At 66.8% G+C, this 22084-nt stretch carries 21 protein-coding genes; 18 read left to right on the top strand and 3 right to left on the bottom strand.

Annotated features, from left to right (window positions below; all coding sequences use genetic code 11):
- Positions 1-25 precede the first annotated feature (25 nt).
- From dapB to WS95_RS15540, 8 genes are all read left to right on the top strand, one after another.
- Positions 26-823, top strand: a complete 798-nt coding sequence (gene dapB, locus WS95_RS15575) for a 4-hydroxy-tetrahydrodipicolinate reductase (RefSeq protein WP_059824534.1) — start codon at positions 26-28, stop codon at positions 821-823.
- An 18-nt stretch (positions 824-841) separates the two neighbouring features.
- The gene (locus tag WS95_RS15570; RefSeq protein WP_059824533.1) at positions 842-1510 is read left to right on the top strand and encodes a MotA/TolQ/ExbB proton channel family protein; all 669 of its coding nucleotides are present in this window, start codon (positions 842-844) and stop codon (positions 1508-1510) included.
- Between the two features lie 24 nt (positions 1511-1534).
- Positions 1535-1975 (top strand): ExbD/TolR family protein, encoded by a 441-nt coding sequence (locus tag WS95_RS15565; protein ID WP_034206399.1) that lies wholly within the window; start codon positions 1535-1537, stop codon positions 1973-1975.
- A gap of 178 nt (positions 1976-2153) precedes the next feature.
- Positions 2154-4748: a leucine--tRNA ligase gene (leuS, locus tag WS95_RS15560; RefSeq protein WP_059824531.1), complete on the top strand. Its 2595-nt coding sequence runs from the start codon at positions 2154-2156 to the stop codon at positions 4746-4748.
- Between the two features lie 37 nt (positions 4749-4785).
- Positions 4786-5337 (top strand): LPS-assembly lipoprotein LptE, encoded by a 552-nt coding sequence (locus tag WS95_RS15555; RefSeq protein WP_059824530.1) that lies wholly within the window; start codon positions 4786-4788, stop codon positions 5335-5337.
- An 18-nt stretch (positions 5338-5355) separates the two neighbouring features.
- Positions 5356-6450 carry a DNA polymerase III subunit delta gene (holA, locus tag WS95_RS15550; protein WP_059824528.1) on the top strand — a complete coding sequence of 365 codons (1095 nt, stop codon included), beginning with the start codon at positions 5356-5358 and terminating at the stop codon, positions 6448-6450.
- Positions 6451-6663: 213 nt separating this feature from the next.
- On the top strand, positions 6664-7935 hold the full coding sequence (locus tag WS95_RS15545; RefSeq protein WP_059824526.1) for a glutamate-5-semialdehyde dehydrogenase: 1272 nt from the start codon (positions 6664-6666) through the stop codon (positions 7933-7935).
- Positions 7936-7958: 23 nt separating this feature from the next.
- On the top strand, positions 7959-8381 hold the full coding sequence (locus WS95_RS15540) for a CopD family protein (RefSeq protein WP_095211718.1): 423 nt from the start codon (positions 7959-7961) through the stop codon (positions 8379-8381).
- Between the two features lie 97 nt (positions 8382-8478).
- Here WS95_RS15540 and WS95_RS15535 read toward each other — a convergent pair whose 3' ends face one another.
- On the bottom strand, positions 8479-9324 hold the full coding sequence (locus WS95_RS15535; RefSeq protein WP_034206404.1) for a MurR/RpiR family transcriptional regulator: 846 nt from the start codon (positions 9322-9324) through the stop codon (positions 8479-8481).
- A gap of 294 nt (positions 9325-9618) precedes the next feature.
- On the opposite strand from WS95_RS15535, the gene edd reads away from it, so the two are divergent.
- The 4 genes from edd to WS95_RS15515 all read left to right on the top strand — a co-directional run bounded on the left by edd (position 9619) and on the right by WS95_RS15515 (position 14217).
- Positions 9619-11475, top strand: a complete 1857-nt coding sequence (gene edd, locus WS95_RS15530) for a phosphogluconate dehydratase (protein WP_034206405.1) — start codon at positions 9619-9621, stop codon at positions 11473-11475.
- Positions 11476-11494: 19 nt separating this feature from the next.
- On the top strand, positions 11495-12121 hold the full coding sequence (eda, locus tag WS95_RS15525) for a bifunctional 4-hydroxy-2-oxoglutarate aldolase/2-dehydro-3-deoxy-phosphogluconate aldolase (RefSeq protein ID WP_034206406.1): 627 nt from the start codon (positions 11495-11497) through the stop codon (positions 12119-12121).
- A 217-nt stretch (positions 12122-12338) separates the two neighbouring features.
- A complete protein-coding gene (locus WS95_RS15520) occupies positions 12339-13700 on the top strand; it encodes a GntP family permease (protein ID WP_034206407.1) in 1362 nt (453 codons plus the stop codon).
- A 13-nt stretch (positions 13701-13713) separates the two neighbouring features.
- Positions 13714-14217: a gluconokinase gene (locus WS95_RS15515; protein ID WP_034206408.1), complete on the top strand. Its 504-nt coding sequence runs from the start codon at positions 13714-13716 to the stop codon at positions 14215-14217.
- Between the two features lie 303 nt (positions 14218-14520).
- On the opposite strand, the gene purB is transcribed toward WS95_RS15515, so the two are convergent.
- Positions 14521-15909, bottom strand: a complete 1389-nt coding sequence (gene purB, locus WS95_RS15510) for an adenylosuccinate lyase (protein ID WP_059500983.1) — start codon at positions 15907-15909, stop codon at positions 14521-14523.
- A gap of 251 nt (positions 15910-16160) precedes the next feature.
- On the opposite strand from purB, the gene WS95_RS15505 reads away from it, so the two are divergent.
- The gene (locus WS95_RS15505; RefSeq protein WP_034206410.1) at positions 16161-17129 is read left to right on the top strand and encodes a LysR substrate-binding domain-containing protein; all 969 of its coding nucleotides are present in this window, start codon (positions 16161-16163) and stop codon (positions 17127-17129) included.
- Here the strand turns inward: WS95_RS15505 and WS95_RS15500 are convergent.
- Positions 17126-17323 carry a hypothetical protein gene (locus WS95_RS15500; RefSeq protein WP_034206411.1) on the bottom strand — a complete coding sequence of 66 codons (198 nt, stop codon included), beginning with the start codon at positions 17321-17323 and terminating at the stop codon, positions 17126-17128. The genes WS95_RS15505 and WS95_RS15500 overlap by 4 nt on opposite strands.
- A 93-nt stretch (positions 17324-17416) precedes the next feature.
- Here WS95_RS15500 and WS95_RS15495 point away from each other — a divergent pair, with 93 nt between their 5' ends.
- The 5 genes from WS95_RS15495 to WS95_RS15475 all read left to right on the top strand — a co-directional run bounded on the left by WS95_RS15495 (position 17417) and on the right by WS95_RS15475 (position 22052).
- Positions 17417-18703 carry a Glu/Leu/Phe/Val family dehydrogenase gene (locus WS95_RS15495; RefSeq protein WP_034206412.1) on the top strand — a complete coding sequence of 429 codons (1287 nt, stop codon included), beginning with the start codon at positions 17417-17419 and terminating at the stop codon, positions 18701-18703.
- A 231-nt stretch (positions 18704-18934) separates the two neighbouring features.
- On the top strand, positions 18935-19828 hold the full coding sequence (locus WS95_RS15490; RefSeq protein ID WP_059824627.1) for a glutamate/aspartate ABC transporter substrate-binding protein: 894 nt from the start codon (positions 18935-18937) through the stop codon (positions 19826-19828).
- A gap of 84 nt (positions 19829-19912) precedes the next feature.
- A complete protein-coding gene (locus tag WS95_RS15485) occupies positions 19913-20653 on the top strand; it encodes an amino acid ABC transporter permease (protein ID WP_034206414.1) in 741 nt (246 codons plus the stop codon).
- Positions 20653-21330, top strand: coding sequence for a glutamate/aspartate ABC transporter permease GltK (gene gltK, locus WS95_RS15480; protein ID WP_006483854.1), 678 nt, complete (start codon positions 20653-20655; stop codon positions 21328-21330). The genes WS95_RS15485 and gltK overlap by 1 nt, the downstream gene beginning before the upstream one ends.
- Positions 21327-22052, top strand: coding sequence for an amino acid ABC transporter ATP-binding protein (locus WS95_RS15475; RefSeq protein WP_034206415.1), 726 nt, complete (start codon positions 21327-21329; stop codon positions 22050-22052). Before gltK ends, WS95_RS15475 begins: the two co-directional genes overlap by 4 nt.
- The last annotated feature ends 32 nt before the right edge of the window (positions 22053-22084 follow it).

Raw genomic sequence — 22084 nt, 5'->3', positions numbered from 1 at the left:
CTTTAGACCTGTCGTGTAGAAAGCCATGAAGATTGCGATTGCCGGCGCATCGGGCCGAATGGGCCGGATGCTGATCGAAGCCGTACTCAACGACGCCGACGCGCAGCTCGTCGGCGCGCTCGACCGCGCCGGTTCGCCGTTCCTCGGCCAGGACGCCGGTGCGTTCCTCGGCAAGGACACCGGCGTCAAGCTGACCGACGACCTCGACGCCGTGTTCGCGCAGGCCGACTACCTGATCGATTTCACGCGGCCGGAAGGCACGATGGCCCACATCGAGGCCGCGCTGCGCCACGACGTGAAGCTCGTGATCGGCACGACCGGCTTCACCGCCGAGCAGAAGACCGAGCTGCAGGCCGCTGCGGCCAAGCTCGGCATCGTGTTCGCGGCGAACATGAGCGTCGGCGTGAACGTCACGCTGAAGCTGCTCGAATTCGCGGCGAAGCATTTCTCGCACGGCTACGACATCGAGATCATCGAGGCGCATCATCGCCACAAGGTCGACGCGCCGTCGGGCACCGCGCTGATGATGGGCGAGGCCGTCGCCGGCGCGCTCGGCCGCTCGCTCGACGATTGCGCGGTGTACGGCCGCCACGGCGTGACGGGCGAGCGCGATCCGTCGTCGATCGGCTTTGCCGCGGTGCGCGGCGGCGACATCGTCGGCGACCACACCGTGCTGTTCGCCGGGATCGGCGAGCGCATCGAGATCACGCACAAGTCGTCGAGCCGCGTGTCGTACGCGCAGGGCGCGTTGCGTGCGGTCCGGTTCCTGTCGGCGCGCGGCGCCGGCCTGTTCGACATGCAGGACGTGCTCGGCCTGCGCTGACCCCGCGAGGAAACTCCGATGGCGATTCCCACCGGCGTTGTCCACTACCTCGAAAGCGGCGATGCGATCACGCACGCCGTCTCCTATGTGCTGCTGGCGATGTCCGTCGCCAGCTGGTGCTTCCTCCTCATGAAAGCCTGGCTGCTGGTCCGCGCGAAGCGGCAGGGGCCGCGCGCGCTTGCCGCGTTCTGGCGCGCGCCGTCGCTCGACGCGGGGATCGCCGCGCTCGCCGGCGCCGATCGCGAGCGCGTATTCGTGCCGCTCGCCGAAGCCGCGCGCGACGCGGCCGCCGACCACGACCCCACCGCGCTGGCCGCGCGCGTCGAGCACGGCGAGCGCGTGCTGCGCGCGTTGCGTCATGCGATGCTGCGCTCGCAGCGGCGCCTCGAATTCGGCCAGGTGCTGCTCGCGTCGATCGGCAGCACCGCGCCGTTCGTCGGGCTGCTCGGCACCGTGTGGGGCATCTATCACGCGCTCGGCAGCATCGCCGCGAGCGGGCAGGCGCAGATCGAGAACGTCGCGGGGCCGGTCGGCGAGGCGCTGATCATGACCGCGTTCGGGCTGGTCGTCGCGATTCCCGCGGTGCTCGCGTACAACATCCTCGGCCGGCTCGTCCGGCAGCTCGCCGAGGAACTCGACGGCTTCGCGCGCGATCTGCACGTGTTCGTGTGCGCACAGGGCGCCTGACGCGCCGGCTCCGGAGGAACGATCATGGCATTCGGCGGACTGGAGCATCACAAGACGTCCGCGCCGATGGCGGAGATCAACATGACGCCGCTGATCGACGTGATGCTCGTGCTGCTCGTCATCTTCATCATCACCGCGCCGCTGATGACGCACGCGATCCGGCTCGACCTGCCGAAGGTCGCGGCGAGCGTCGCGCGCGACACGCCGCAGTCGGTCACGCTGTCGATCGACGATGCCGGCAAGCTGTACTGGGACGACACGCCCGTCGCGCTCGACGCGCTGCCCGCGCGCTTCAAGGCGGCGGCCGCGGGCGCGGCACCGCCGGAGCTGCGGCTGCGCGCGTCGCGCGCGACGCGCTACGACGTGATCGCGCAGGTGATGGGCGCCGCGCAGGCCGCGGGCCTCACGCGGATCGGCTTCGTGACCGACGTGCCGCCGGCCGGCGCCGCCGGCGCGAAACCCTGATCCGTCGCAGTTGCGGCCGCTGGCCCGCGAGACCGGCCGTGCGGGCCCGCACGGGCGGTATAATCGACGTTTTTCCCGGCCCGGAACCGGTCAGCCCGTTCCTGTGCCGGGCACGCACGATTTCGATCCAATCCTGCGCGCGCCGTCGCGCCGCCTAAAGCCTAGCCCGAACCACACCATGCACGAGAGATACGTACCCGCCGACGTCGAAGCCGCCGCCCAGGGCGACTGGCGCGCAGCCGATGCCTACAAGACGAAGGAAGATTCGCAGAAGCCGAAGTTCTATTGCGTATCGATGCTGCCGTACCCGTCCGGCAAGCTGCACATGGGTCACGTGCGCAACTACACGATCAACGACGTGATGTACCGCTATCTGCGGATGAACGGCTACAACACGCTGATGCCGATGGGCTGGGATGCGTTCGGGATGCCGGCCGAGAACGCCGCGATGGCCAACGGCGTGCCGCCCGCGAAGTGGACCTACGACAACATCGACTACATGAAGGGCCAGATGCAGTCGATGGGCCTCGCGATCGACTGGTCGCGCGAGATCGCGACGTGCAAGCCCGACTACTACAAGTGGAACCAGTGGCTGTTCCTGAAGATGCTCGAGAAGGGCATCGCGTACAAGAAGACGGGCACCGTGAACTGGGACCCGGTCGACCAGACCGTGCTCGCGAACGAGCAGGTGATCGACGGCCGCGGCTGGCGCTCGGGCGCGCTCGTCGAGAAGCGCGAGATCCCGATGTACTACCTGCGGATCACGCAGTACGCGGATGAGCTGCTGAACGACCTCGACGGCCTCGGCTGGCCCGAGCGCGTGAAGATCATGCAGCAGAACTGGATCGGCAAGAGCTTCGGCGTGAACTTCGGCTTCCCGTACGAACTCGACGGCGAGCAGAAGCTGCTGCGCGTGTTCACGACGCGCGCCGACACGATCATGGGCGTCACGTTCTGCGCGATCGCGGCCGAGCACCCGCTCGCCACGCGCCTCGCGCAGGACAAGCCGGAGCTGCTCGCGTTCATCGACGAATGCAAGCGCGGCGGCGTCGCCGAGGCCGACGTCGCGACGATGGAGAAGAAGGGCGTCGCGACCGGCTTCTCGGTCAAGCACCCGCTGACCGGCGAGCCGGTCGAGGTGTGGATCGGCAACTACGTGCTGATGAGCTATGGCGAAGGCGCGGTGATGGGCGTGCCGGGCCACGACGAGCGCGATTTCGCGTTCGCGAAGAAATACGGTCTGCCGATCAAGCAGGTGATCGCGAGCGAAGGGCAGACGTACTCGCTCGACGCATGGCAGGAGTGGTACGGCGACAAGGAAACCGCGGTCTGCGTGAACAGCGGCAAGTACGACGGCCTGCGCTACACGGAAGCGGTCGACGCGGTCGCCGCCGACCTGAAGGCCGGCGGCTTCGGCGACAAGCAGGTCACGTGGCGCCTGCGCGACTGGGGCGTGTCGCGCCAGCGCTACTGGGGCACGCCGATCCCGATCATCCACTGCCCGTCGTGCGGCGACGTGCCGGTGCCGGAGCAGGATCTGCCGGTCGTGCTGCCGGAAGACCTCGTGCCGGACGGCTCGGGCAATCCGCTCGCGAAGTCGGAAGCGTTCCTGAACTGCACGTGCCCGAAGTGCGGCGCGGCCGCGAAGCGCGAAACCGACACGATGGACACCTTCGTCGATTCGTCGTGGTACTTCTCGCGCTACACGGCGCCGGACGCCGAGACGATGGTCGACGCGCGCACCGATTACTGGATGCCGATGGATCAGTACATCGGCGGCATCGAGCATGCGATCCTGCACCTGCTGTATTCGCGCTTCTGGACCAAGGTGATGCGCGACCTCGGCCTCGTGAAGTTCGGCGAGCCGGCGAAGAACCTGCTCACGCAGGGGATGGTGCTGAACGAGACGTACTACCGCGAAGACGCAGCGGGCAAGAAGACCTGGTACAACCCGCTCGACGTGACGGTCACGCACGACGACAAGGGCCGCCCGGTCGGCGCGACGCTGAATGCGGACGGCCAGCCGGTCGTGCTCGGCGGCATCGAAAAGATGTCGAAGTCGAAGAACAACGGCGTCGATCCGCAACTGCTGATCGACCAGTACGGCGCCGATACCGCGCGCCTGTTCACGATGTTCGCGGCGCCGCCCGAGCAGCAGCTCGAATGGTCGGGCGCGGGCGTCGAGGGTGCGAGCCGCTTCCTGCGCCGCGTGTGGAGCTTCGGCTACGCGAACCGCGAAGCGCTCGCCGCGCGCACGGGCTTCGACGCCGCGGCGCTCGGCGACACCGACAAGGCGCTGCGCCGCGAAATCTACGGCGTGCTGAAGCAGGCCGATTTCGACTACCAGCGCCTGCAGTACAACACGGTCGTGTCGGCCGCGATGAAGATGCTGAACGCGATCGACGGCGCGAAGGGCGCGACGCCCGCCGTGCTGCGCGAGACGTACGGCGTGCTGCTGCGCGTGCTGTATCCGGTCGTGCCGCACGTCACGTTCGAGCTGTGGAAGGCGCTCGGCTACGCGGACGAATTCGGCCCGCTGCTCGATGCGCCGTGGCCGAAGGTCGACGAGGCCGCGCTCGAGCAGGCCGAGATCGAACTCGTGCTGCAGGTGAACGGCAAGGTGCGCGGTGCGCTGAAGGTCGCGAAGGACGCGAGCCGCGACGCGATCGAAGCGGCGGCGGTGGCCGACGAGGCATTCGCGAAATTCAGCGACGGCAAGCCGGCGAAGAAGATCGTCGTCGTGCCGGGCCGCCTCGTGAACATCGTCGTCTGACGGCCGCCGCCGTCGGACGTACCCAGAAGGAGCGAAGGTGATCCGCAGATCGTTTTTGATGCTCGTCGGCAGCGCGGTCGTGCTGTCGGCATGCGGCTTCCAGTTGCGCGGCCAGCAGGACTACGCGTTCAAGCACCTGTTCGTGGCCGGTGCGCCGGCGCCCGTCGAGGCGCGGCTCACGCGCCTCGTCCAGGCCGGCAGCGACACGAAGATCGTCAAGTCGCCGGACGACGCCGACGCCGTGCTGCGCATGTGGGAGTCGCGTGGCCAGAACACGCTGACGCTCAACAAGTACGGCTCCGCGCAGGAATACGCGCTGTTCTACACGCTGAACTACACGCTGACGAGCAAGGACGGCACCGTGCTGATCCCGCCGAGCGCGATCGCGCTGAACCGCGCGATGACGTACAGCGACCAGTACACGAACGCGAAGGCGCAGGAAGCCGACATCCTGTACGGCGACATGCAGAACGACGCGGTCGATCAACTGATGCGGCGTCTCGCGATCGTCCACTCGCTGACGCCGGCGCCGGAAGACGTGGTGCCGGGCGTGGCGCCGCGCGCGCCGCTGCCGCCGCCGCCGCTCTGATCGCGGGCGCACGCAGCGATGCAATTGCGACTTGATGCGCTGGAGCCGCACCTCGCGAAGGGGTTGGCCGGGCTCTATACCGTCTACGGCGACGAGCCGCTGCTCGCGCAGGAAGCGTGCGACCGCATTCGTGCGGCCGCGCGCGCGGCCGGCTTCACCGAGCGTTCGGTGCATACGGTCGAGCGCGGCTTCGACTGGAGCGTGCTGCTCGGCGCGACCCAGGCGATGTCGCTGTTCGGCGAACGCCAGTTGATCGAGCTGCGCATTCCGTCGGGCAAGCCCGGCAAGGAAGGCGCCGATGCGCTGAAGACGCTCGCCGCCACGCCCAATCCGGACGCGCTGATGCTCGTCACGTTGCCGCGCCTCGACGCGGCCACGCAGAAATCCGCCTGGTTTACCGCCCTGCAGAACGGCGGTGTCGCGCTGAAGATCGATCCGGTCGACCGCGCGCAGCTGCCGAACTGGATCGGCCAGCGTCTGGCGATGCAGGGCCAGCGCGTCGCGCCCGGCGACGACGGGCGCCGCGCGCTGCAGTTCATCGCGGAGCGCGTCGAGGGCAACCTGCTCGCCGCGCACCAGGAAATCCAGAAACTCGGGCTGCTGTATCCGCAGGGCGTGCTGTCGTTCGAGCAGGTGCACGACGCGGTGCTGAACGTCGCGCGTTACGACGTGTTCAAGCTGAACGAAGCGATGCTCGCCGGCGACGCCGCGCGGCTCGCGCGGATGATCGACGGGCTGAAGGGCGAGGGCGAGGCGATCGTGCTCGTGATGTGGGCCGTCGTCGAGGAACTGCGCACGCTGCTGCGGATCAAGCGCGGCACGACGGCCGGCAAGCCGCTCGCGACGCTGCTGCGCGAGAACCGCGTGTGGGGGCCGCGCGAGCGGTTGATCGCGCCCGCGCTGAACCGCGTGTCGGAAGCGGTGCTCGAAAAGGCGCTCGCGTTCGCCGCGAAGCTCGACCGGCAGGTCAAGGGGCTCACGGCCGTCACGCCCGGCCGCCGCACGCAGGACGAACCGCCGCCCGACCCGTGGGACGGGCTGTTCCAGCTCGCGATGACGGTCGCGGGCGAGCGCGGCGAGCGACCGCCGACCGCGGGTCGCGTGCGACGCTAAGTCCCTTCCGGGCCTTCAGCGCGCGCTGCGCAACCCGCTTACAATGCTTCGATGGCGGGCAGCGGCCTGTCGGCCGCCGCCCTGCACGGATGGCTGTCCTGCGGACCGTCGCACCCGGATGGTCGTCCCCCGGATGGCCGGCCCCCGGAAGGCCGGCCCCTGCTTCCCCACGAATTCATGCCGCTCCGCGCGGCTCGCTTCTCGAGTCACACGATGGATATCGATCAGTACATGACCGACCTGGGCCGTCGCGCCCGGCACGCTTCCCGCGCGATGGCGCGCGCCAGCACGGCCGCGAAGAACGCGGCGCTCGACGCCGTGGCCCGCGCGATCGAACGCGACGCGCAGGCGCTGAAGGAGGCGAATGCGCGCGACGTCGCCCGCGCCCGCGAAAAGGGGCTCGATGCGGCGTTCGTCGACCGCCTGACGCTGTCGGACAAGGCGTTGAAGACGATGGTCGAAGGGCTGCGTCAGGTCGCGTCGCTCGCCGATCCGATCGGCGAGATCGGCAACCTCAAGTTCCGCCCGAGCGGGATCCAGGTCGGCCAGATGCGCGTGCCGCTCGGCGTGATCGGCATCATTTACGAATCGCGCCCGAACGTGACGATCGACGCGGCCGCGCTGTGCCTGAAGTCGGGCAACGCGACGATCCTGCGCGGCGGCTCGGAAGCGCTCGAGTCGAACGCGGCGCTCGCGAAGCTGATCGGCGAAGGGCTCGAGGCGGCCGGGCTGCCGCAGGACGCGGTGCAGGTCGTCGCGACGGCCGATCGCGCGGCGGTCGGCAAGCTGATCACGATGACCGAATACGTCGACGTGATCGTGCCGCGCGGCGGCAAGAGCCTGATCGAACGGCTGATCAACGAGGCCCGCGTGCCGATGATCAAGCACCTCGACGGCATCTGCCACGTGTATGTCGACGACCGCGCCGATCTCGCGAAGGCGCTGACCGTCTGCGACAACGCGAAAACGCACCGCTACGGCACCTGCAACACGATGGAGACGCTGCTCGTGTCGGGCGGCATCGCCGCGACGCTGCTGCCGCCGCTCGGCAAGCTGTATCGCGACAAGCAGGTCGAACTGCGCGTCGACGCGGCCGCGCGCGCGGTGCTGGCGGACGCGGGCGTCGGCCCGCTCGTCGACGCGACCGAAGAAGACTGGCACACCGAGTATCTCGCGCCGGTGCTCGCGATCAAGGTCGTCGACGGGCTCGACGCCGCGATCGAGCACATCAACCACTACGGCTCGCATCACACCGATGCGATCGTCACCGAGGATCACGACCGCGCGATGCGGTTCCTGCGCGAAGTCGATTCGGCGAGCGTGATGGTCAACGCGTCGACGCGCTTCGCGGACGGTTTCGAATTCGGCCTCGGCGCGGAAATCGGCATCTCGAACGACAAGCTGCACGCACGCGGCCCCGTCGGCCTGGAAGGGCTGACGTCGCTGAAATACGTGGTGCTCGGGCACGGCGAAGGCCGTCAGTAAGTCAACAACGAGGCGCATCACCAATGGCAATGCTCTGGGTCAAGACGTTCCATATCGTTCTGATCGCCGCGTGGTTCGCGGGGCTCTTCTATCTGCCGCGCATCTACGTGAACCTGGCCATGGAGACCGATCCGGCCGCGGTGCGGCGTCTGCTCTTGATGGCGCGCAAGCTGTTCCGCTTCATGACGATGATCGCGGTGCCGGCGCTGGCGTGCGGGCTGTGGCTCTGGCTCGCGATCGGCATCGGGCAGGGGCAGGGCTGGATCCATGCGAAGGTGACGGTGGTGCTGCTGCTCGTGATCTACCACGCGTATTGCGGGCACCTGCTGCGGGTGTTCGAGCGCGGCGAGAACCGCCGCACCGACAAGTGGTATCGCGTGTTCAACGAACTGCCGGTGCTCGGCATGCTCGCGGCGGTCGCGCTGGTGGTGATCAAGCCGTTCTGAGCGGCGCGGCCGGCGGTGACGTCGCCGTCGAATCATGCGCAACGGCGCCCCTCGGGGCGCCGTTGTTCGTTGACGGGCGGTTCCGTGCGTCGCCGGCTCAATCCTTCGCGTCGTCGATCCGGCGCCGCGTGATCGCTTCCTTCGCGCGGCCGACGCGCTCCATCAGCGCCGGCCCGCGCGACAGCGCGACACCGACCGCGAGAATGTCGCCGATCGCGAGATGCGACATCCGCGACGTCATCGGCGAGAACACGTCCGTTTCCTCGGCGACGTTCGACGCGAGGCTGACCGTCGCCAGTTTCGCGAGCGGCGAATGGCTCTGCGTGATCGCGACGACCTTCGCGCCGCACGCGAGCGCGGAGCGCGCGGCGTCGACGATGTCGCGCGTGCGGCCGGTGTTCGAGATCGCGACGACGACGTCGTGCGGCCCGAGCAGCGCCGACGACATCGAGAACGTGTGCGGATCCGAATACGCGACGCTCGGCACGCCGAGCCGGAAAAACTTGTGCTGGATGTCCTGCGCGGCGATGCCCGAGCCGCCGGCGCCGTAGAACTCGATGCGCGACGCGTTCGACAGCAGCGCGATCGCGTCGGCGACGCTGCCGGCGGACAGGCTGTTGCGCACTTCGATCAGCGCGCCGATCGTGCGGTCGAACACCTTGCCGATGATGCCGGGCGCCGGTTCGTCGGGCTCGACGTCGCGGTACACCGACGACACGCCCGGCGCCACGCTCTGCGCGAGCCGGATCTTGAATTCGCGAAAGCCGCTGCAGCCGAGCGCCTGGCAGAAGCGCGCGATCGTCGGCTGGCTGACGCCCGCACGGGTCGACAGCTCGGTCATCGCGAGGTCGAGCACCTCGCGCGGCGCGGCGAGAATGTAGTCGGCGAGCTTGCGCTCGGACGGGCGCAACTCGGCGCGGATCGCTTCAATGCGGGGCAGCATGGGACGGCGGACGGAAATCGGGTTCGGATGAGCGAGTGTATCGCAATCGAATTGTAGAAAATCTACATGAAAATACTAGCCCGGCCGCGACGGTTTCGGCGCGGGATCGGCAGAGGAGATTAGGGTTTTCACTGATTAAACCCTTGCTGGTGGCGGGAATAACGGTTGCGAGTGAATCGATCCGCATTGCATGCTTGTAGTTTTTCTACTAGACTGCCTTCGTTCGATCGACGAAGCTCGACCGTCCCCACGATTCCAACCGCCGGTGTCGGCCGGCATACAGGAGCGCCCAGCATGACGTCGCTGCACCCCACTCTGGCGAAGGTCACCGAACGCGTGATCGCCCGCAGCCAATCGACCCGTTCCGCCTATCTGCAGCGCATCGACGGCGCGCAAGGCAAGTTCCCGGCGCGCGGCGCGCTGTCGTGCGCGAACCTCGCGCACGGCTTCGCGGGCCTCGAGGGCAACGACAAGTTCGCGATCAAGGCGATCCGCGAGCCGAACATCGGCATCGTGTCCTCGTACAACGAGATGCTGTCCGCGCACGCGCCGTACAAGGATTTCCCCGAGATCATCAAGGCCGCCGCGCGCGAAAACGGCGGGGTCGCGCAGTTCGCCGGCGGCGTGCCGGCGATGTGCGACGGCGTCACGCAGGGCAACCCGGGGATGGAGCTGTCGCTGTTCTCGCGCGAGGCGATCGCGATGGGCACGGCGATCGCGCTCACGCACAACATGTTCGATGCGGCGCTCTGCCTCGGCATCTGCGACAAGATCGTGCCGGGCCTGCTGATCGGCGCGCTGCAGTTCGGCCACCTGCCGACGATCTTCGTGCCGGCCGGCCCGATGACGAGCGGCCTGTCGAACGACGACAAGGCGAAGATCCGCCAGCAGTTCGCGACCGGCCAGGTCGGCCGCGACGCGCTGCTCGAAGCCGAATCGGCCGCGTATCACGGCCACGGCACCTGCACGTTCTACGGCACCGCGAACAGCAACCAGATGCTGATGGAGCTGATGGGGCTGCACCTGCCGGGCTCGGCCTTCGTTCACCCGCATACGCCGCTGCGCACCGCGCTGACGGCCGAGGCCGCGCGCCGCGTGCTCGACCTGACCGTCGAGCGCGGCCACTACACGCCGATCGGCCACGTGATCGACGAAAAGGCGATCGTCAACGGGATCGTCGCGCTGCTCGCGACGGGCGGCTCGACCAACCACACGCTGCACCTCGTCGCGATCGCGCGCGCGGCCGGCATCCTGATCGACTGGAACGACTTCGACGAGCTGTCGGCCGTCGTGCCGCTGCTCGCGAAGATCTACCCGAACGGCAAGGCCGACGTGAACCACTTCCATGCGGCGGGCGGCGTCGCGTTCCTGGTACGCAACCTGCTCGAAGGCGGGCTGCTGCACGAGGACGTGACGACGGTCGCGGGCAAGGGCCTGTCGCACTACACGAAGGAGCCGAAGCTGATCGACGGCAAGCTGACGTGGGTCGACGGCGCGGCCGAGAGCCACGACACGAAGGTGCTGCGCGGCATTCGCGACCCGTTCCAGCCGGACGGCGGCCTGCGCCTGATGCAGGGCCGGCTCGGCCGCGGCGTGATCAAGATCTCGGCGGTCGCGCCGGAGCACCGCAAGGTGACGGCGCCCGCGATCGTGTTCGACTCGCAGGAGGCCGTGCAGGAAGCGTTCGATCGCGGCGAACTGAAGCGCGATTTCGTCGCGGTCGTGCGCTTCCAGGGTGCGCGCGCGAACGGCATGCCCGAGCTGCACCGTTTGACGCCGCTGCTCGGCGTGCTGCAGGATCAGGGCTTCCATGTCGCGCTGGTGACGGACGGGCGCATGTCGGGCGCGTCGGGCAAGGTGCCGGCGGTGATCCACGTGTCGCCGGAAGCGCTGCTGGCCGGCCCGATCGGCAAGGTGAAGACGGGCGATACGCTCGTGATCGACGCGGAAGCCGGCGTGCTCGACATCGAGATCGACGACGCCGAGTGGCACGCGCGCCCGGTCGCGCAGCCGCAGCACCAGGCCGAGAACGAAGTCGGGTTCGGACGCGAACTGTTCGGCGTGTTCCGCGCGGCCGCGGCGCCGGCCGAGCAGGGCGCATCGGTTTTCGGGGCGCTGGTCGGCGAAACGGCCGTCAGCGTCGCCGCATGAATTTCAAGGAGCCAATTCAATGAAGACGATTGCTGAAATCGTGAAGCTGGGCCCGGTCATTCCGGTGCTCGCATTCGACTCGGTCGAGCAGGGCGAACACGTGTCGCGGGCATTGCACGCGGGCGGCGTGAAGGTGCTCGAGATCACGCTGCGCACGCCGGCGGGCCTGGAGGCGATCCAGCGCGCGAGCCAGCTCGCGGACGACATCGTCGTCGGCGTCGGCACGATCACGAAACCCGAGCATTGCGCGCAGGCGAAGCGCGCGGGCGCGACATTCGGCGTGTCGCCGGGCCTGACGAAGGAACTGCATCTCGCGTCGCTCGACGCCGGTTTGCCGCTGCTGCCGGGCGTGATGACGCCGAGCGACATCATCCAGGCGCTCGAATTCGGCTACGAGATCGTGAAGTTCTTCCCCGCGCAGCAGGCGGGCGGCGTGCCGATGCTGCAGGCGTTCCACGGCCCGTTCCCGGCACTGAAGTTCTGCCCGACCGGCGGCATCACGGTCGACACCGCGCCGAACTTCCTGAAGCTGCCGAACGTCGTGTGCGTCGGCGGCTCGTGGCTCACGCCGAAGGCCGCGCTCGCCGCGCAGGATTGGGCCGAAGTCACGCGTCTCGCGCAAGCGGCGAGCCAGTTGCCCCGTTAAGACTTGTACCGGATGACCGTTCAACCCTCGGAGACGAGCGCTTAGTGCTTGTTTTACCGAGGGTTTTTGCTGATGGAACCGGTTCTATCCGCGGATCGCAAAGATAAGTAAAATTCAGCGTCCTGACGGGGGGGTACCTCCGTGTTTCGGAGACCTGCATAGCCGGGCATACTCGCAACGACTCGCCCGGTTCGAACAATTCTAGGAGGAGTGCCACATGGGGGCCGTCCAAGGCAGCATGCTGCTCGTATTCACGCTGATCGCGATTGCCGCGCTGATCCTGATGATCGCGCGCTACAAGATCTACCCGTTCCTGGTGCTGATCATCGTTTCGCTCGGCCTCGGCCTCGTCGTCGGCATGCCGATGGACAAGATCGTCAAGTCGTTCGAAACGGGCACCGGCGGCACGCTCGGTCACATTGCGATCGTCGTCGGCCTCGGCACGATGCTCGGCAAGATGATGGCCGAATCGGGCGGCGCCGAGCGGATCGCGACCACGCTGATCGACTGGTTCGGTGAAAAGAACATCCACTGGGCGATGATGTTCGTCGCGATCATCGTCGGCCTGCCGGTGTTCTTCGAAGTCGGCTTCGTGCTGCTGATCCCGATCGCGTTCAACGTCGCGAAGCGCACCGGCAAGTCGCTGCTCGTCGTCGGCCTGCCGATGGTGGCCGGCCTGTCGGTCGTGCACGGGCTGATCCCGCCGCACCCGGCCGCGCTGCTGGCCGTCCAGCAATACGGCGCCGATATCGGCAAGACGATCGCATTCGGCCTGGTCGTCGGCGTGCCGACCGCGATCATCGCAGGTCCGCTGTTCGCGCTGACGATCTCGAAGTTCGTGAAGTTGCCGGACAACAACCCGCTCGCATCGCAATTCGTCGATTCGAACGCGGATGGCCGCAAGCGCGAACTGCCGAGCTTCGGCATCACGCTGTTCACGATCCTGCTGCCCGTCGTGCTGATGCTCGTCGGCAGCTGGGCCGACCTGGTGTTCGCGCCGAAGTCGCTGCCGAACAACCTGCTGCGCTTTGCCGGCAACTCGGACGTCGCGCTGCTGATCGCCGTGCTCGTGAGCTTCTTCACGTTCGGCAAGCTGCAGGGCTTCAACCGCGATCAGATCCAGAAGTTCTGCGGCGAGTGCCTGGCGCCGATCGCCGGCATCACGCTGATCGTCGGCGCGGGCGGCGGCTTCGGCGGCGTCCTGCGCGACAGCGGGATCTCGCAGCAGATCGTCGAGACCGCGAAGCATGCGCACCTGTCGCCGCTGCTGCTCGGCTGGTTCGTCGCGGCGCTGATGCGTCTCGCGACGGGTTCGGCGACGGTCGCGATGACGACGGCCTGCGGCATCGTCGCGCCGATCGCGGCGGCGTCGGGCGCGGCGGTCAGCCCGGAACTGCTGGTGCTCGCGACCGGCTCGGGCTCGCTGATCTTCTCGCACGTGAACGACGGCGGTTTCTGGCTGATCAAGGAATACTTCGGGATGACGGTCGGTCAGACGTTCAAGACCTGGTCGCTGCTTGAAACCATCATCTCGGTGCTCGGTCTCAGCTTCACGTTGCTGCTGAGCATGGTTCTGTAACAAGGGGTAGTCAATGATTCTGATCGCAATGGGCGTGTCGGGCGCGGGCAAGTCGCTGATCGGCGAAATGCTGGCGGAACGCCTGTCGTGCAGCTATACCGATGGCGACGCGTTTCACAGCGCGGCGAACAAGGAAAAGATGCACCACGGTATTCCGCTGACCGATGAAGACCGCTGGCCGTGGCTGCGCACGATTCGCGCGGCCATCGAGGACAAGCAGCGCGCCGGCGAGACGGCCGTGTTCACGTGCTCGTCGCTGAAGCGCTCGTACCGCGACGTGCTGCGCGGCGCCGATACCGACGTGCGGTTCGTGTATCTGAAGGGCTCGTTCGAGGTGTTGCAAGAGCGCCTGAAGAGCCGCACCGGCCATTTCTTCGATCCGTCGCTGCTGAAAAGCCAGCTCGACACGCTCGAGGAGCCGGGCCCGGACGAAGCGATCGAGGTCAGCATCGACCTGACGCCCGAACAGATCGTCGACGAAGTGATCGTGAAACTCGGCCTCGCGCAGCAGCACTGAGCGCGGTTCGCGGCAATCGTATTGCAGCAATGACGCAGGCGCCCCAACGGGCGCCTGCGTCGTTTACGGACGTGTGGGCGCTCGGGCCGTGCGTGCGCGCTGCGCGATCCCGGCATCGACCATCACGAGATTCCGCCCGGCCCGCAACTGTCGCCGATCGCGATCCCCGCCGCGAAGGCGGCGACGAGCGTGATGAGCGCGCCGAACCGCGGGCGGACGACCGCGTTCCGACCGGCGAAAAAAGAAAAAGCCCGATGCGAATCGCTTCGCATCGGGCTTTTTTCCGTCCGGCGAAGGCGCTGCTTACGCGATCCGCTTCGCGAGCTCGACGGCCTTGCCGATGTACGACGCCGGCGTCATCGCGAGCAGGCGATCCTTCGCGTCCTGCGGGATCGCGAGCGTGCCGACGAATTCCTGCAGCGCTTCGCGCGTGATGCCCTTGCCGCGCGTCAGTTCCTTCAACTGCTCGTACGGGTTCTCGATGCCGTAGCGGCGCATCACCGTCTGCACCGGCTCGGCGAGCACTTCCCAGCAGTTGTCGAGATCTTCGTTCAGGCGCTGCGGGTTCACTTCGAGCTTGTCGAGGCCGCGGATCAGCGAATCGTACGCGAGCAGCGAATAGCCGAGCGCGACGCCCATGTTGCGCAGCACCGTCGAGTCGGTCAGGTCGCGCTGCCAGCGCGACACCGGCAGCTTGTCGGCGAGGTGGCGCAGCGTCGCGTTCGCGAGGCCGAGGTTGCCTTCCGAGTTCTCGAAGTCGATCGGGTTGACCTTGTGCGGCATCGTCGACGAGCCGATCTCGCCGGCCTTCGTCTTCTGCTTGAAGTAGCCGACCGAGATGTAGCCCCACACGTCGCGATCGAGGTCGAGCAGGATCGTGTTCGCGCGCGCGACCGCGTCGAACAGTTCGGCCATGTAGTCGTGCGGCTCGATCTGGATCGTGTACGGGTTGAACGTGAGCTTCAGGCGGTTCTCGATCACGTCGCGCGAGAACGCTTCCCAGTCGAATTCCGGATACGCGGACAGGTGCGCGTTGAAGTTGCCGACCGCGCCGTTCATCTTGCCGAGGATCTCGACCTTCTCGATGCGCGCGATCGCGCGGGCGAGGCGCGCGGCGACGTTCGCGAGTTCCTTGCCGAGCGTCGTCGGGCTGGCCGGCTGGCCGTGCGTGCGCGACAGCATCGGCTGTTCGGCGTGCGCGTGCGCGAGTGCGACGAGGCGCTGGTGGACCGTGCGCAGCGCCGGCAGGATCACGTGCTCGCGTGCGCCGGCGAGCATCATCCCGTGCGACGTGTTGTTGATGTCCTCGGACGTGCACGCGAAGTGGATGAATTCGCTCGCCTTCTCGAGTTCGGCCTGGCCCTTCACCGATTCCTTCAGCCAGTATTCGACGGCCTTCACGTCGTGGTTCGTCACGCGCTCGATTTCCTTGATGCGCGCGGCGTCGTGCGCGGTGAAGCGCTCGGCGAGCTGCAGCAGGAACTGCTCGGACGCTTCCGAGAAGCGCGGGACTTCCGCGAAGCCGGCGCGCGACAGCGCGATCAGCCAGTGCACCTCGACGGTGACGCGGTGGCGCATGAAGGCGGCTTCGGAGAGCCAGTCGCGCAGCGCTTCGGTCTTGCTGGCGTAGCGGCCGTCGATGGGCGAGAGCGCGGTGAGGGCGAAAAGCGTATCGGGACGAGTGTCGGACATGATCGGGCGGGCCTTGGGGCCGGGTCGAGCGAGGGGAGGGAATCCGGCATTTTACCATTGGCGCGGGACGATCCCGGCCGAACCGGTCCGGTCGCGGGCGCCACGGGCCGGCAAGGCTCGGGCAGCGCGCGAACGGCCTGCCGGCCGGCGCCCGCGCCGGCTCGTCGGGCCGCCAGGCAAGCCGCCGGCCGGGCCTGCCCGCCGGTAGAATGCAGGCTTCTTCCCGACCGCCGCCCGCCGCGCCCGCCTGCATGGAACTGAAATGGCTCGAAGACTTCGTCTCGCTCGCGGAAACGCGCAGCTTCAGCCGGTCCGCCGAGCTGCGGCACGTGTCGCAACCGGCGTTCTCGCGGCGCATCCAGGCGCTCGAGGCATGGCTCGCGACCGAGCTGATCGATCGTTCGGTCTATCCGACCCGGCTCACGCAGGCCGGGCAGATCTTCTACGAGCAGGCGCTGACGATGCTGTCGCAGGCGCACGAGGCCAGGACGCTGCTGCGCGGCCACGTCGGCGCACCGGTGCCGACGATTGAATTCGCGGTGCCGCACACGCTGTCGCTCACGTATTTCCCGCGCTGGCTCGAGCGGATCGAGGCGAAGATGGGGCAGGTCCACACGCGGCTGCGCGCGCTGAACGTGCACGACGCGGTACTGTCGCTCGTCGAGGGCGGCTGCGATCTCGTGATGGGCTACCACCACCCGAGCCATCCGGTCGCGCTCGACCCGGCTCGCTACGACATGCTGATTCTCGGCAGCGAGCCGATCAGCCCGTTCTCCGCGCCCGGCCGCGCGGGCCGGCCGCGCCACACGCTGCCGGGCGCGGCCGACGCGCGCGTGCCGTATCTGTCGTATACGCCGAACGCGTATCTCGGCCGGATGACCGAAGTCATCATCGCGAACGCGCCGACGCGGCTGTTCCTCGATCGCGTGTACGAAACCGACATGGCCGAAGGGCTGAAGGCGATGGCGCTCGCGGGCCACGGCGTCGCGTTCCTGCCGCACAGCGCGGTCGACGATGCGGTCGCGGGCGGCCGGCTGATCCGGCTCGACCGCTCGGCGCGCGGCGCCGGCGCGCATCCGTTCACGTTGACGATGGAGATCCGGCTGTACTGCGACAAGCTCGCGCTGCAGGGTGACGATCCGCGCCAGAAGCTCGTGCGCGCGCTGTGGGACGTCGTGCGCGACGAACTGCGCGAGACCGCCGGCGGCACCGCCGGCTAACCGCCGGCTAAGCGCCGACGGCTGATCCGGCCGAGCGATCCGGCCGGCTGACGGCGGCCTTGCGGCGCCTGTCGGACGGCTGTCCGCCGGCCGGACCGAGCGTCGGCAACGCGGTTTTTCACGAACGCGATGCCCGGCCGATCGCGGGCGTTCTTGCGCAAATCGACCGCGATTTTGCGAAAAATCGCGATCATGCAAGAAACGCATAATCGAATAAACAAACGGCATTGGATAAAAAAAACGGGTTTTTCGACAATGTGCGCAATCCGTTGAACGTTGGAGCTTCCATGTCTTCGCAACAGCAGTCCATCCCGTCCTACCTGCACGCCGACGATCTCGGCCCGTGGGGCAACTACCTTCAGCAGGTCGATCGCGTCGCGCCGTACCTCGGTTCGCTGTCGCGCTGGCTCGAAACGCTGAAGCGTCCGAAGCGCATCCTCGTCGTCGACGTGCCCATCGAGCTCGACAACGGTACCGTCGCGCACTTCGAGGGCTATCGCGTGCAGCACAACGTGTCGCGCGGCCCGGGCAAGGGCGGCGTGCGCTACCACCAGGACGTGACGCTGTCGGAAGTGATGGCGCTGTCGGCATGGATGTCGGTGAAGAACGCGGCCGTGAACGTGCCGTACGGCGGCGCGAAGGGCGGCATCCGCGTCGACCCGCGCAAGCTGTCGCGCGGCGAGCTCGAGCGCGTGACGCGTCGCTACACCAGCGAAATCGGCATCATCATCGGCCCGAACACCGACATTCCGGCGCCGGACGTCAACACCAACGAACAGGTGATGGCGTGGATGATGGATACCTTCTCGATGAACCAGGGCCAGACGTCGACCGGCGTCGTGACCGGCAAGCCGATCGCGCTCGGCGGTTCGCTCGGCCGCAAGGAAGCGACGGGCCGCGGCGTGTTCGTCGTCGGCTGCGAAGCGGCGAAGAAGAAGGGCCTCGAGATCGAAGGCGCGCGCATCGCGGTGCAGGGCTTCGGCAACGTCGGCGGCATCGCGGCGAAGCTGTTCCAGGAAGCGGGCGCGAAGGTGATCGCGGTGCAGGATCACACGGGCACGATCTACCAGCCGGCCGGCCTCGATTCGAACAAGCTGCTCGACCACGTCGCCCGCACGGGCGGTGTCGCGGGCTTCGAAGGCGCCGAGCCGATGCCGAACGACGAATTCTGGACCGTCGAAACCGACATCCTGATCCCGGCGGCCCTGGAAAACCAGATCACCGAGAAGAACGCATCGAAGATCCGCACGAAGATCGTCGTCGAAGGCGCGAACGGCCCGACGACGACGGCGGCCGACGACATCCTGAGCGCGAACGGCGTGCTGGTGATCCCCGACGTGATCGCGAACGCAGGCGGCGTGACCGTGTCGTACTTCGAGTGGGTGCAGGATTTCTCGAGCTTCTTCTGGACGGAAGACGAGATCAACCACCGTCTCGAGCGCGTGATGCGCGAAGCGTTCGCCGGCGTGTGGGCGGTCGCGGAAGAGCACAAGGTGACGGTGCGTACGGCGGCGTTCATCGTCGCGTGCAAGCGCATCCTGATGGCGCGCGAAATGCGCGGCCTGTACCCCTGATCGGTTCGACTACGATCGACGCATGACGCAATCCTCGCGATTGCGTGCGTGAACCCTCGCGGGCGGTGCCGAATCCGGCTCCGCCCGCGTGCGCATTCAGGCGCCGGACGAGCGCCGGAAGCCGGGAGGACGGCTTCGCACGGGGCGATTCGTAGTGCGGTAAACAACCAGTACTTTCAAAAATATTACTTTGATACACTGGCGCGGGTTTTAGCCAAGGAGATGACCAAAATGAAATACCACAAGGCAGTCCTGATGGTGGCGGCGCTTTGCGCGTTCGCAAGCGGCGCGCATGCTCAGGAGACGGGCACGCTGAAGAAGATCAAGGACACGGGCGTGATCGCGCTGGGCCACCGCGAATCGTCGATTCCGTTCTCTTACTATGACCAGAGCCAGCAGGTGGTCGGCTATTCGCGCGACTTCCAGATGAAGGTCGTGGAGGCGGTGAAGAAGAAGCTGAACCTGCCGAACCTGCAGGTGAAGAACATCCCCGTCACGTCGCAGAACCGCATCCCGCTGGTGCAGAACGGCACGGTCGACATCGAGTGCGGCTCGACGACCAACAACGCCGAGCGTCAGCAGCAGGCCGCGTTCTCGAACACGATCTTCGTGATCGGCACGCGCCTGATGACGAAGAAGGATTCCGGCGTCAAGGATTTCGCCGACCTGAAGGGCAAGACGGTCGTGACGACTGCCGGCACGACGTCGGAGCGCCTGCTGCGCAAGATGAACAACGACAAGCAGCTCGGCATGAACATCATCAGCGCGAAGGATCACGGCGATTCGTTCAACACGCTGGAATCGGGCCGCGCGGTCGCGTTCATGATGGATGACGCACTGCTCGCGGGCGAGCGCGCGAAGGCGAAGCAGCCGGGCGAATGGGTGATCGTCGGCACGCCGCAATCGGAAGAGGCTTACGGCTGCATGATGCGCAAGGGCGATGCCGACTTCAAGAAGGTCGTCGACGACGCGATCGCGCAAGTCGAGAAGTCCGGCGAAGCCGCGAAGATCTACGCGAAGTGGTTCGAGAACCCGATCCCGCCGAAGAACCTGAACCTGAACTTCCCGCTGTCCGAGTCGATGAAGAAGCTGTACGCGAACCCGAACGACAAGGCGCTCGACTGATCACACTGCCGTTGATGCAGAAATGACGCTCATGAGACGGAAGAGGCCACGCTTCTTCCGTTTCTTTTTGCTGGAGTCTTGCCCATGTCTTACCACTGGAACTGGGGCATCTTCCTGAGCCCCGTGTCGACCGGCGAGCCGACGACTTATTTCGGATGGCTGATGTCCGGCTTCTGGGTGACGATCGAAGTGTCGCTCGTCGCCTGGGTCATCGCGCTGATCGTCGGATCGCTGTTCGGCGTGCTGCGCACCGTGCCGAACAAATGGCTGTCGGCGATCGGCACCGTGTACGTGTCGATCTTCCGGAACATTCCGCTGATCGTGCAGTTCTTCATCTGGTATCTCGTGATACCCGAATTGCTGCCCGCGTCGATCGGCACCTGGATCAAGCAGTTGCCGCCGGGCACGCAGTTCTTTACCGCGTCGATCGTCTGTCTCGGCCTGTTCACGGGCGCGCGCGTGTGCGAACAGGTGCGCTCGGGGATCAACGCGCTGCCGAAGGGCCAGCGCGCGGCCGGCCTCGCGATGGGCTTCACGCAATGGCAGACGTATCGCTACGTGCTGCTGCCGGTTGCCTACCGGATCATCGTGCCGCCGCTCACGTCGGAGTTCCTGAACATCTTCAAGAACTCGGCCGTCGCGTCGACGATCGGCCTGCTCGACCTGTCCGCGCAGGCGCGCCAGCTCGTCGACTACACCGCGCAGACCTACGAGTCGTTCATCGCGGTCACGCTCGCTTACGTGCTGATCAACCTCGTCGTGATGGCGTTCATGCGCTGGATCGAAGGCCGTACGCGGCTGCCCGGCTATATCGGAGGCAAGTGATGCATCAGTTCGACTGGAGTAGTATTCCCGGCGCGCTGCCGACGCTGTGGTCGGGGGCGGTCGTCACGTTCAAGATCACGCTGATCGCGATCGTGGTCGGGATCGTCTGGGGCACGCTGCTGGCGTTGCTGCGGCTGTCCGGCGTGAAGCCGCTCGCATGGTTCGCGAAAGCGTACGTGACGGTGTTCCGCTCGATCCCGCTCGTGATGGTGCTGCTGTGGTTCTTCCTGATCGTGCCGCAGGTGCTGCAGGGCGTGCTCGGTCTGTCGCCGACGATCGACATCCGCCTCGCGTCGGCGATGGTCGCGTTCTCGTTGTTCGAAGCCGCGTATTATTCCGAGATCATCCGCGCCGGCATCCAGGCGGTGCCGCGCGGGCAGGTGAATGCCGCGTTCGCGCTCGGCATGAACTACGCGCAGGCGATGCGCCTCGTGATCCTGCCGCAGGCGTTCCGCGCGATGGTGCCGCTGCTGCTCACGCAGGCGATCGTGCTGTTCCAGGATACGTCGCTCGTGTACGTGATCAGTCTCGCGGACTTCTTCCGCACGGCCGCCAACATCGGCGATCGCGACGGCACGACCGTCGAGATGGTCCTGTTCGCCGGCGCATGCTATTTCGTGATTTGCTCGTTGGCGTCTGCTCTCGTCAAGGGTCTCCAGAAAAAGGTCACAAGATGATTTCCATCAAGAACGTTTCGAAGTGGTACGGCCAGTTTCAGGTCCTCACCGAATGCACGACCGAGGTCAAGAAAGGCGAAGTGGTCGTCGTGTGCGGCCCGTCGGGCTCCGGCAAGTCGACGCTGATCAAGACCGTGAACGGCCTGGAGCCGTTCCAGCAGGGCGAGATCCTCGTGAACGGCCAGTCGGTCGGCGACAAGAAGACGAACCTGTCGAAGCTGCGCTCGAAGGTCGGGATGGTGTTCCAGCATTTCGAGCTGTTCCCGCACCTGTCGATCACCGAGAACCTGACGCTCGCGCAGATCAAGGTGCTCGGCCGCGGCAAGGACGAAGCGACCGAGAAGGGCATGAAGCTGCTCGATCGCGTCGGCCTGAAGGCGCATGCGCACAAGTTTCCGGGCCAGTTGTCGGGCGGCCAGCAGCAGCGTGTCGCGATCGCGCGCGCGCTGTCGATGGACCCGATCGCGATGCTGTTCGACGAGCCGACGTCCGCGCTCGATCCGGAGATGATCAACGAAGTGCTCGACGTGATGGTCGAACTCGCGCAGGAAGGGATGACGATGATGGTCGTCACGCACGAGATGGGCTTCGCGAAGAAGGTCGCGCATCGCGTGATCTTCATGGACAAGGGCGCGATCGTCGAGGACGACCGCAAGGACGATTTCTTCTCGAATCCGAAATCGGACCGCGCGAAGGACTTCCTCGCGAAGATCCTGCACTGAGCGTTCGCGCGTCTTGCGCGCACCCACGCGAA

Origin of the sequence: Burkholderia sp. MSMB1826 (assembly GCF_001526325.1) — a bacterium.
In the GTDB taxonomy this organism is placed as follows: Bacteria; Pseudomonadota; Gammaproteobacteria; order Burkholderiales; family Burkholderiaceae; genus Burkholderia.
The sequence above is the reverse complement of the archived record's forward strand: the minus strand, read 5'-3'. Positions and strand labels throughout refer to the sequence as shown.

Coding starts and splice junctions, on each gene's coding strand:
- edd (WP_034206405.1), top strand. CDS start 9,619: ATGACGTCGCTGCACCCCACTCTGGCGAAGGTCACCGAACGCGTGATC.
- WS95_RS15500 (WP_034206411.1), bottom strand. CDS start 17,323: ATGATCGCGATTTTTCGCAAAATCGCGGTCGATTTGCGCAAGAACGCC.
- leuS (WP_059824531.1), top strand. CDS start 2,154: ATGCACGAGAGATACGTACCCGCCGACGTCGAAGCCGCCGCCCAGGGC.
- WS95_RS15545 (WP_059824526.1), top strand. CDS start 6,664: ATGGATATCGATCAGTACATGACCGACCTGGGCCGTCGCGCCCGGCAC.
- WS95_RS15490 (WP_059824627.1), top strand. CDS start 18,935: ATGAAATACCACAAGGCAGTCCTGATGGTGGCGGCGCTTTGCGCGTTC.
- WS95_RS15535 (WP_034206404.1), bottom strand. CDS start 9,324: ATGCTGCCCCGCATTGAAGCGATCCGCGCCGAGTTGCGCCCGTCCGAG.
- WS95_RS15565 (WP_034206399.1), top strand. CDS start 1,535: ATGGCATTCGGCGGACTGGAGCATCACAAGACGTCCGCGCCGATGGCG.
- dapB (WP_059824534.1), top strand. CDS start 26: ATGAAGATTGCGATTGCCGGCGCATCGGGCCGAATGGGCCGGATGCTG.
- WS95_RS15485 (WP_034206414.1), top strand. CDS start 19,913: ATGTCTTACCACTGGAACTGGGGCATCTTCCTGAGCCCCGTGTCGACC.
- WS95_RS15515 (WP_034206408.1), top strand. CDS start 13,714: ATGATTCTGATCGCAATGGGCGTGTCGGGCGCGGGCAAGTCGCTGATC.
- WS95_RS15520 (WP_034206407.1), top strand. CDS start 12,339: ATGGGGGCCGTCCAAGGCAGCATGCTGCTCGTATTCACGCTGATCGCG.
- purB (WP_059500983.1), bottom strand. CDS start 15,909: ATGTCCGACACTCGTCCCGATACGCTTTTCGCCCTCACCGCGCTCTCG.
- holA (WP_059824528.1), top strand. CDS start 5,356: ATGCAATTGCGACTTGATGCGCTGGAGCCGCACCTCGCGAAGGGGTTG.
- WS95_RS15540 (WP_095211718.1), top strand. CDS start 7,959: ATGGCAATGCTCTGGGTCAAGACGTTCCATATCGTTCTGATCGCCGCG.
- gltK (WP_006483854.1), top strand. CDS start 20,653: ATGCATCAGTTCGACTGGAGTAGTATTCCCGGCGCGCTGCCGACGCTG.
- WS95_RS15475 (WP_034206415.1), top strand. CDS start 21,327: ATGATTTCCATCAAGAACGTTTCGAAGTGGTACGGCCAGTTTCAGGTC.
- WS95_RS15505 (WP_034206410.1), top strand. CDS start 16,161: ATGGAACTGAAATGGCTCGAAGACTTCGTCTCGCTCGCGGAAACGCGC.
- WS95_RS15570 (WP_059824533.1), top strand. CDS start 842: ATGGCGATTCCCACCGGCGTTGTCCACTACCTCGAAAGCGGCGATGCG.
- WS95_RS15495 (WP_034206412.1), top strand. CDS start 17,417: ATGTCTTCGCAACAGCAGTCCATCCCGTCCTACCTGCACGCCGACGAT.
- eda (WP_034206406.1), top strand. CDS start 11,495: ATGAAGACGATTGCTGAAATCGTGAAGCTGGGCCCGGTCATTCCGGTG.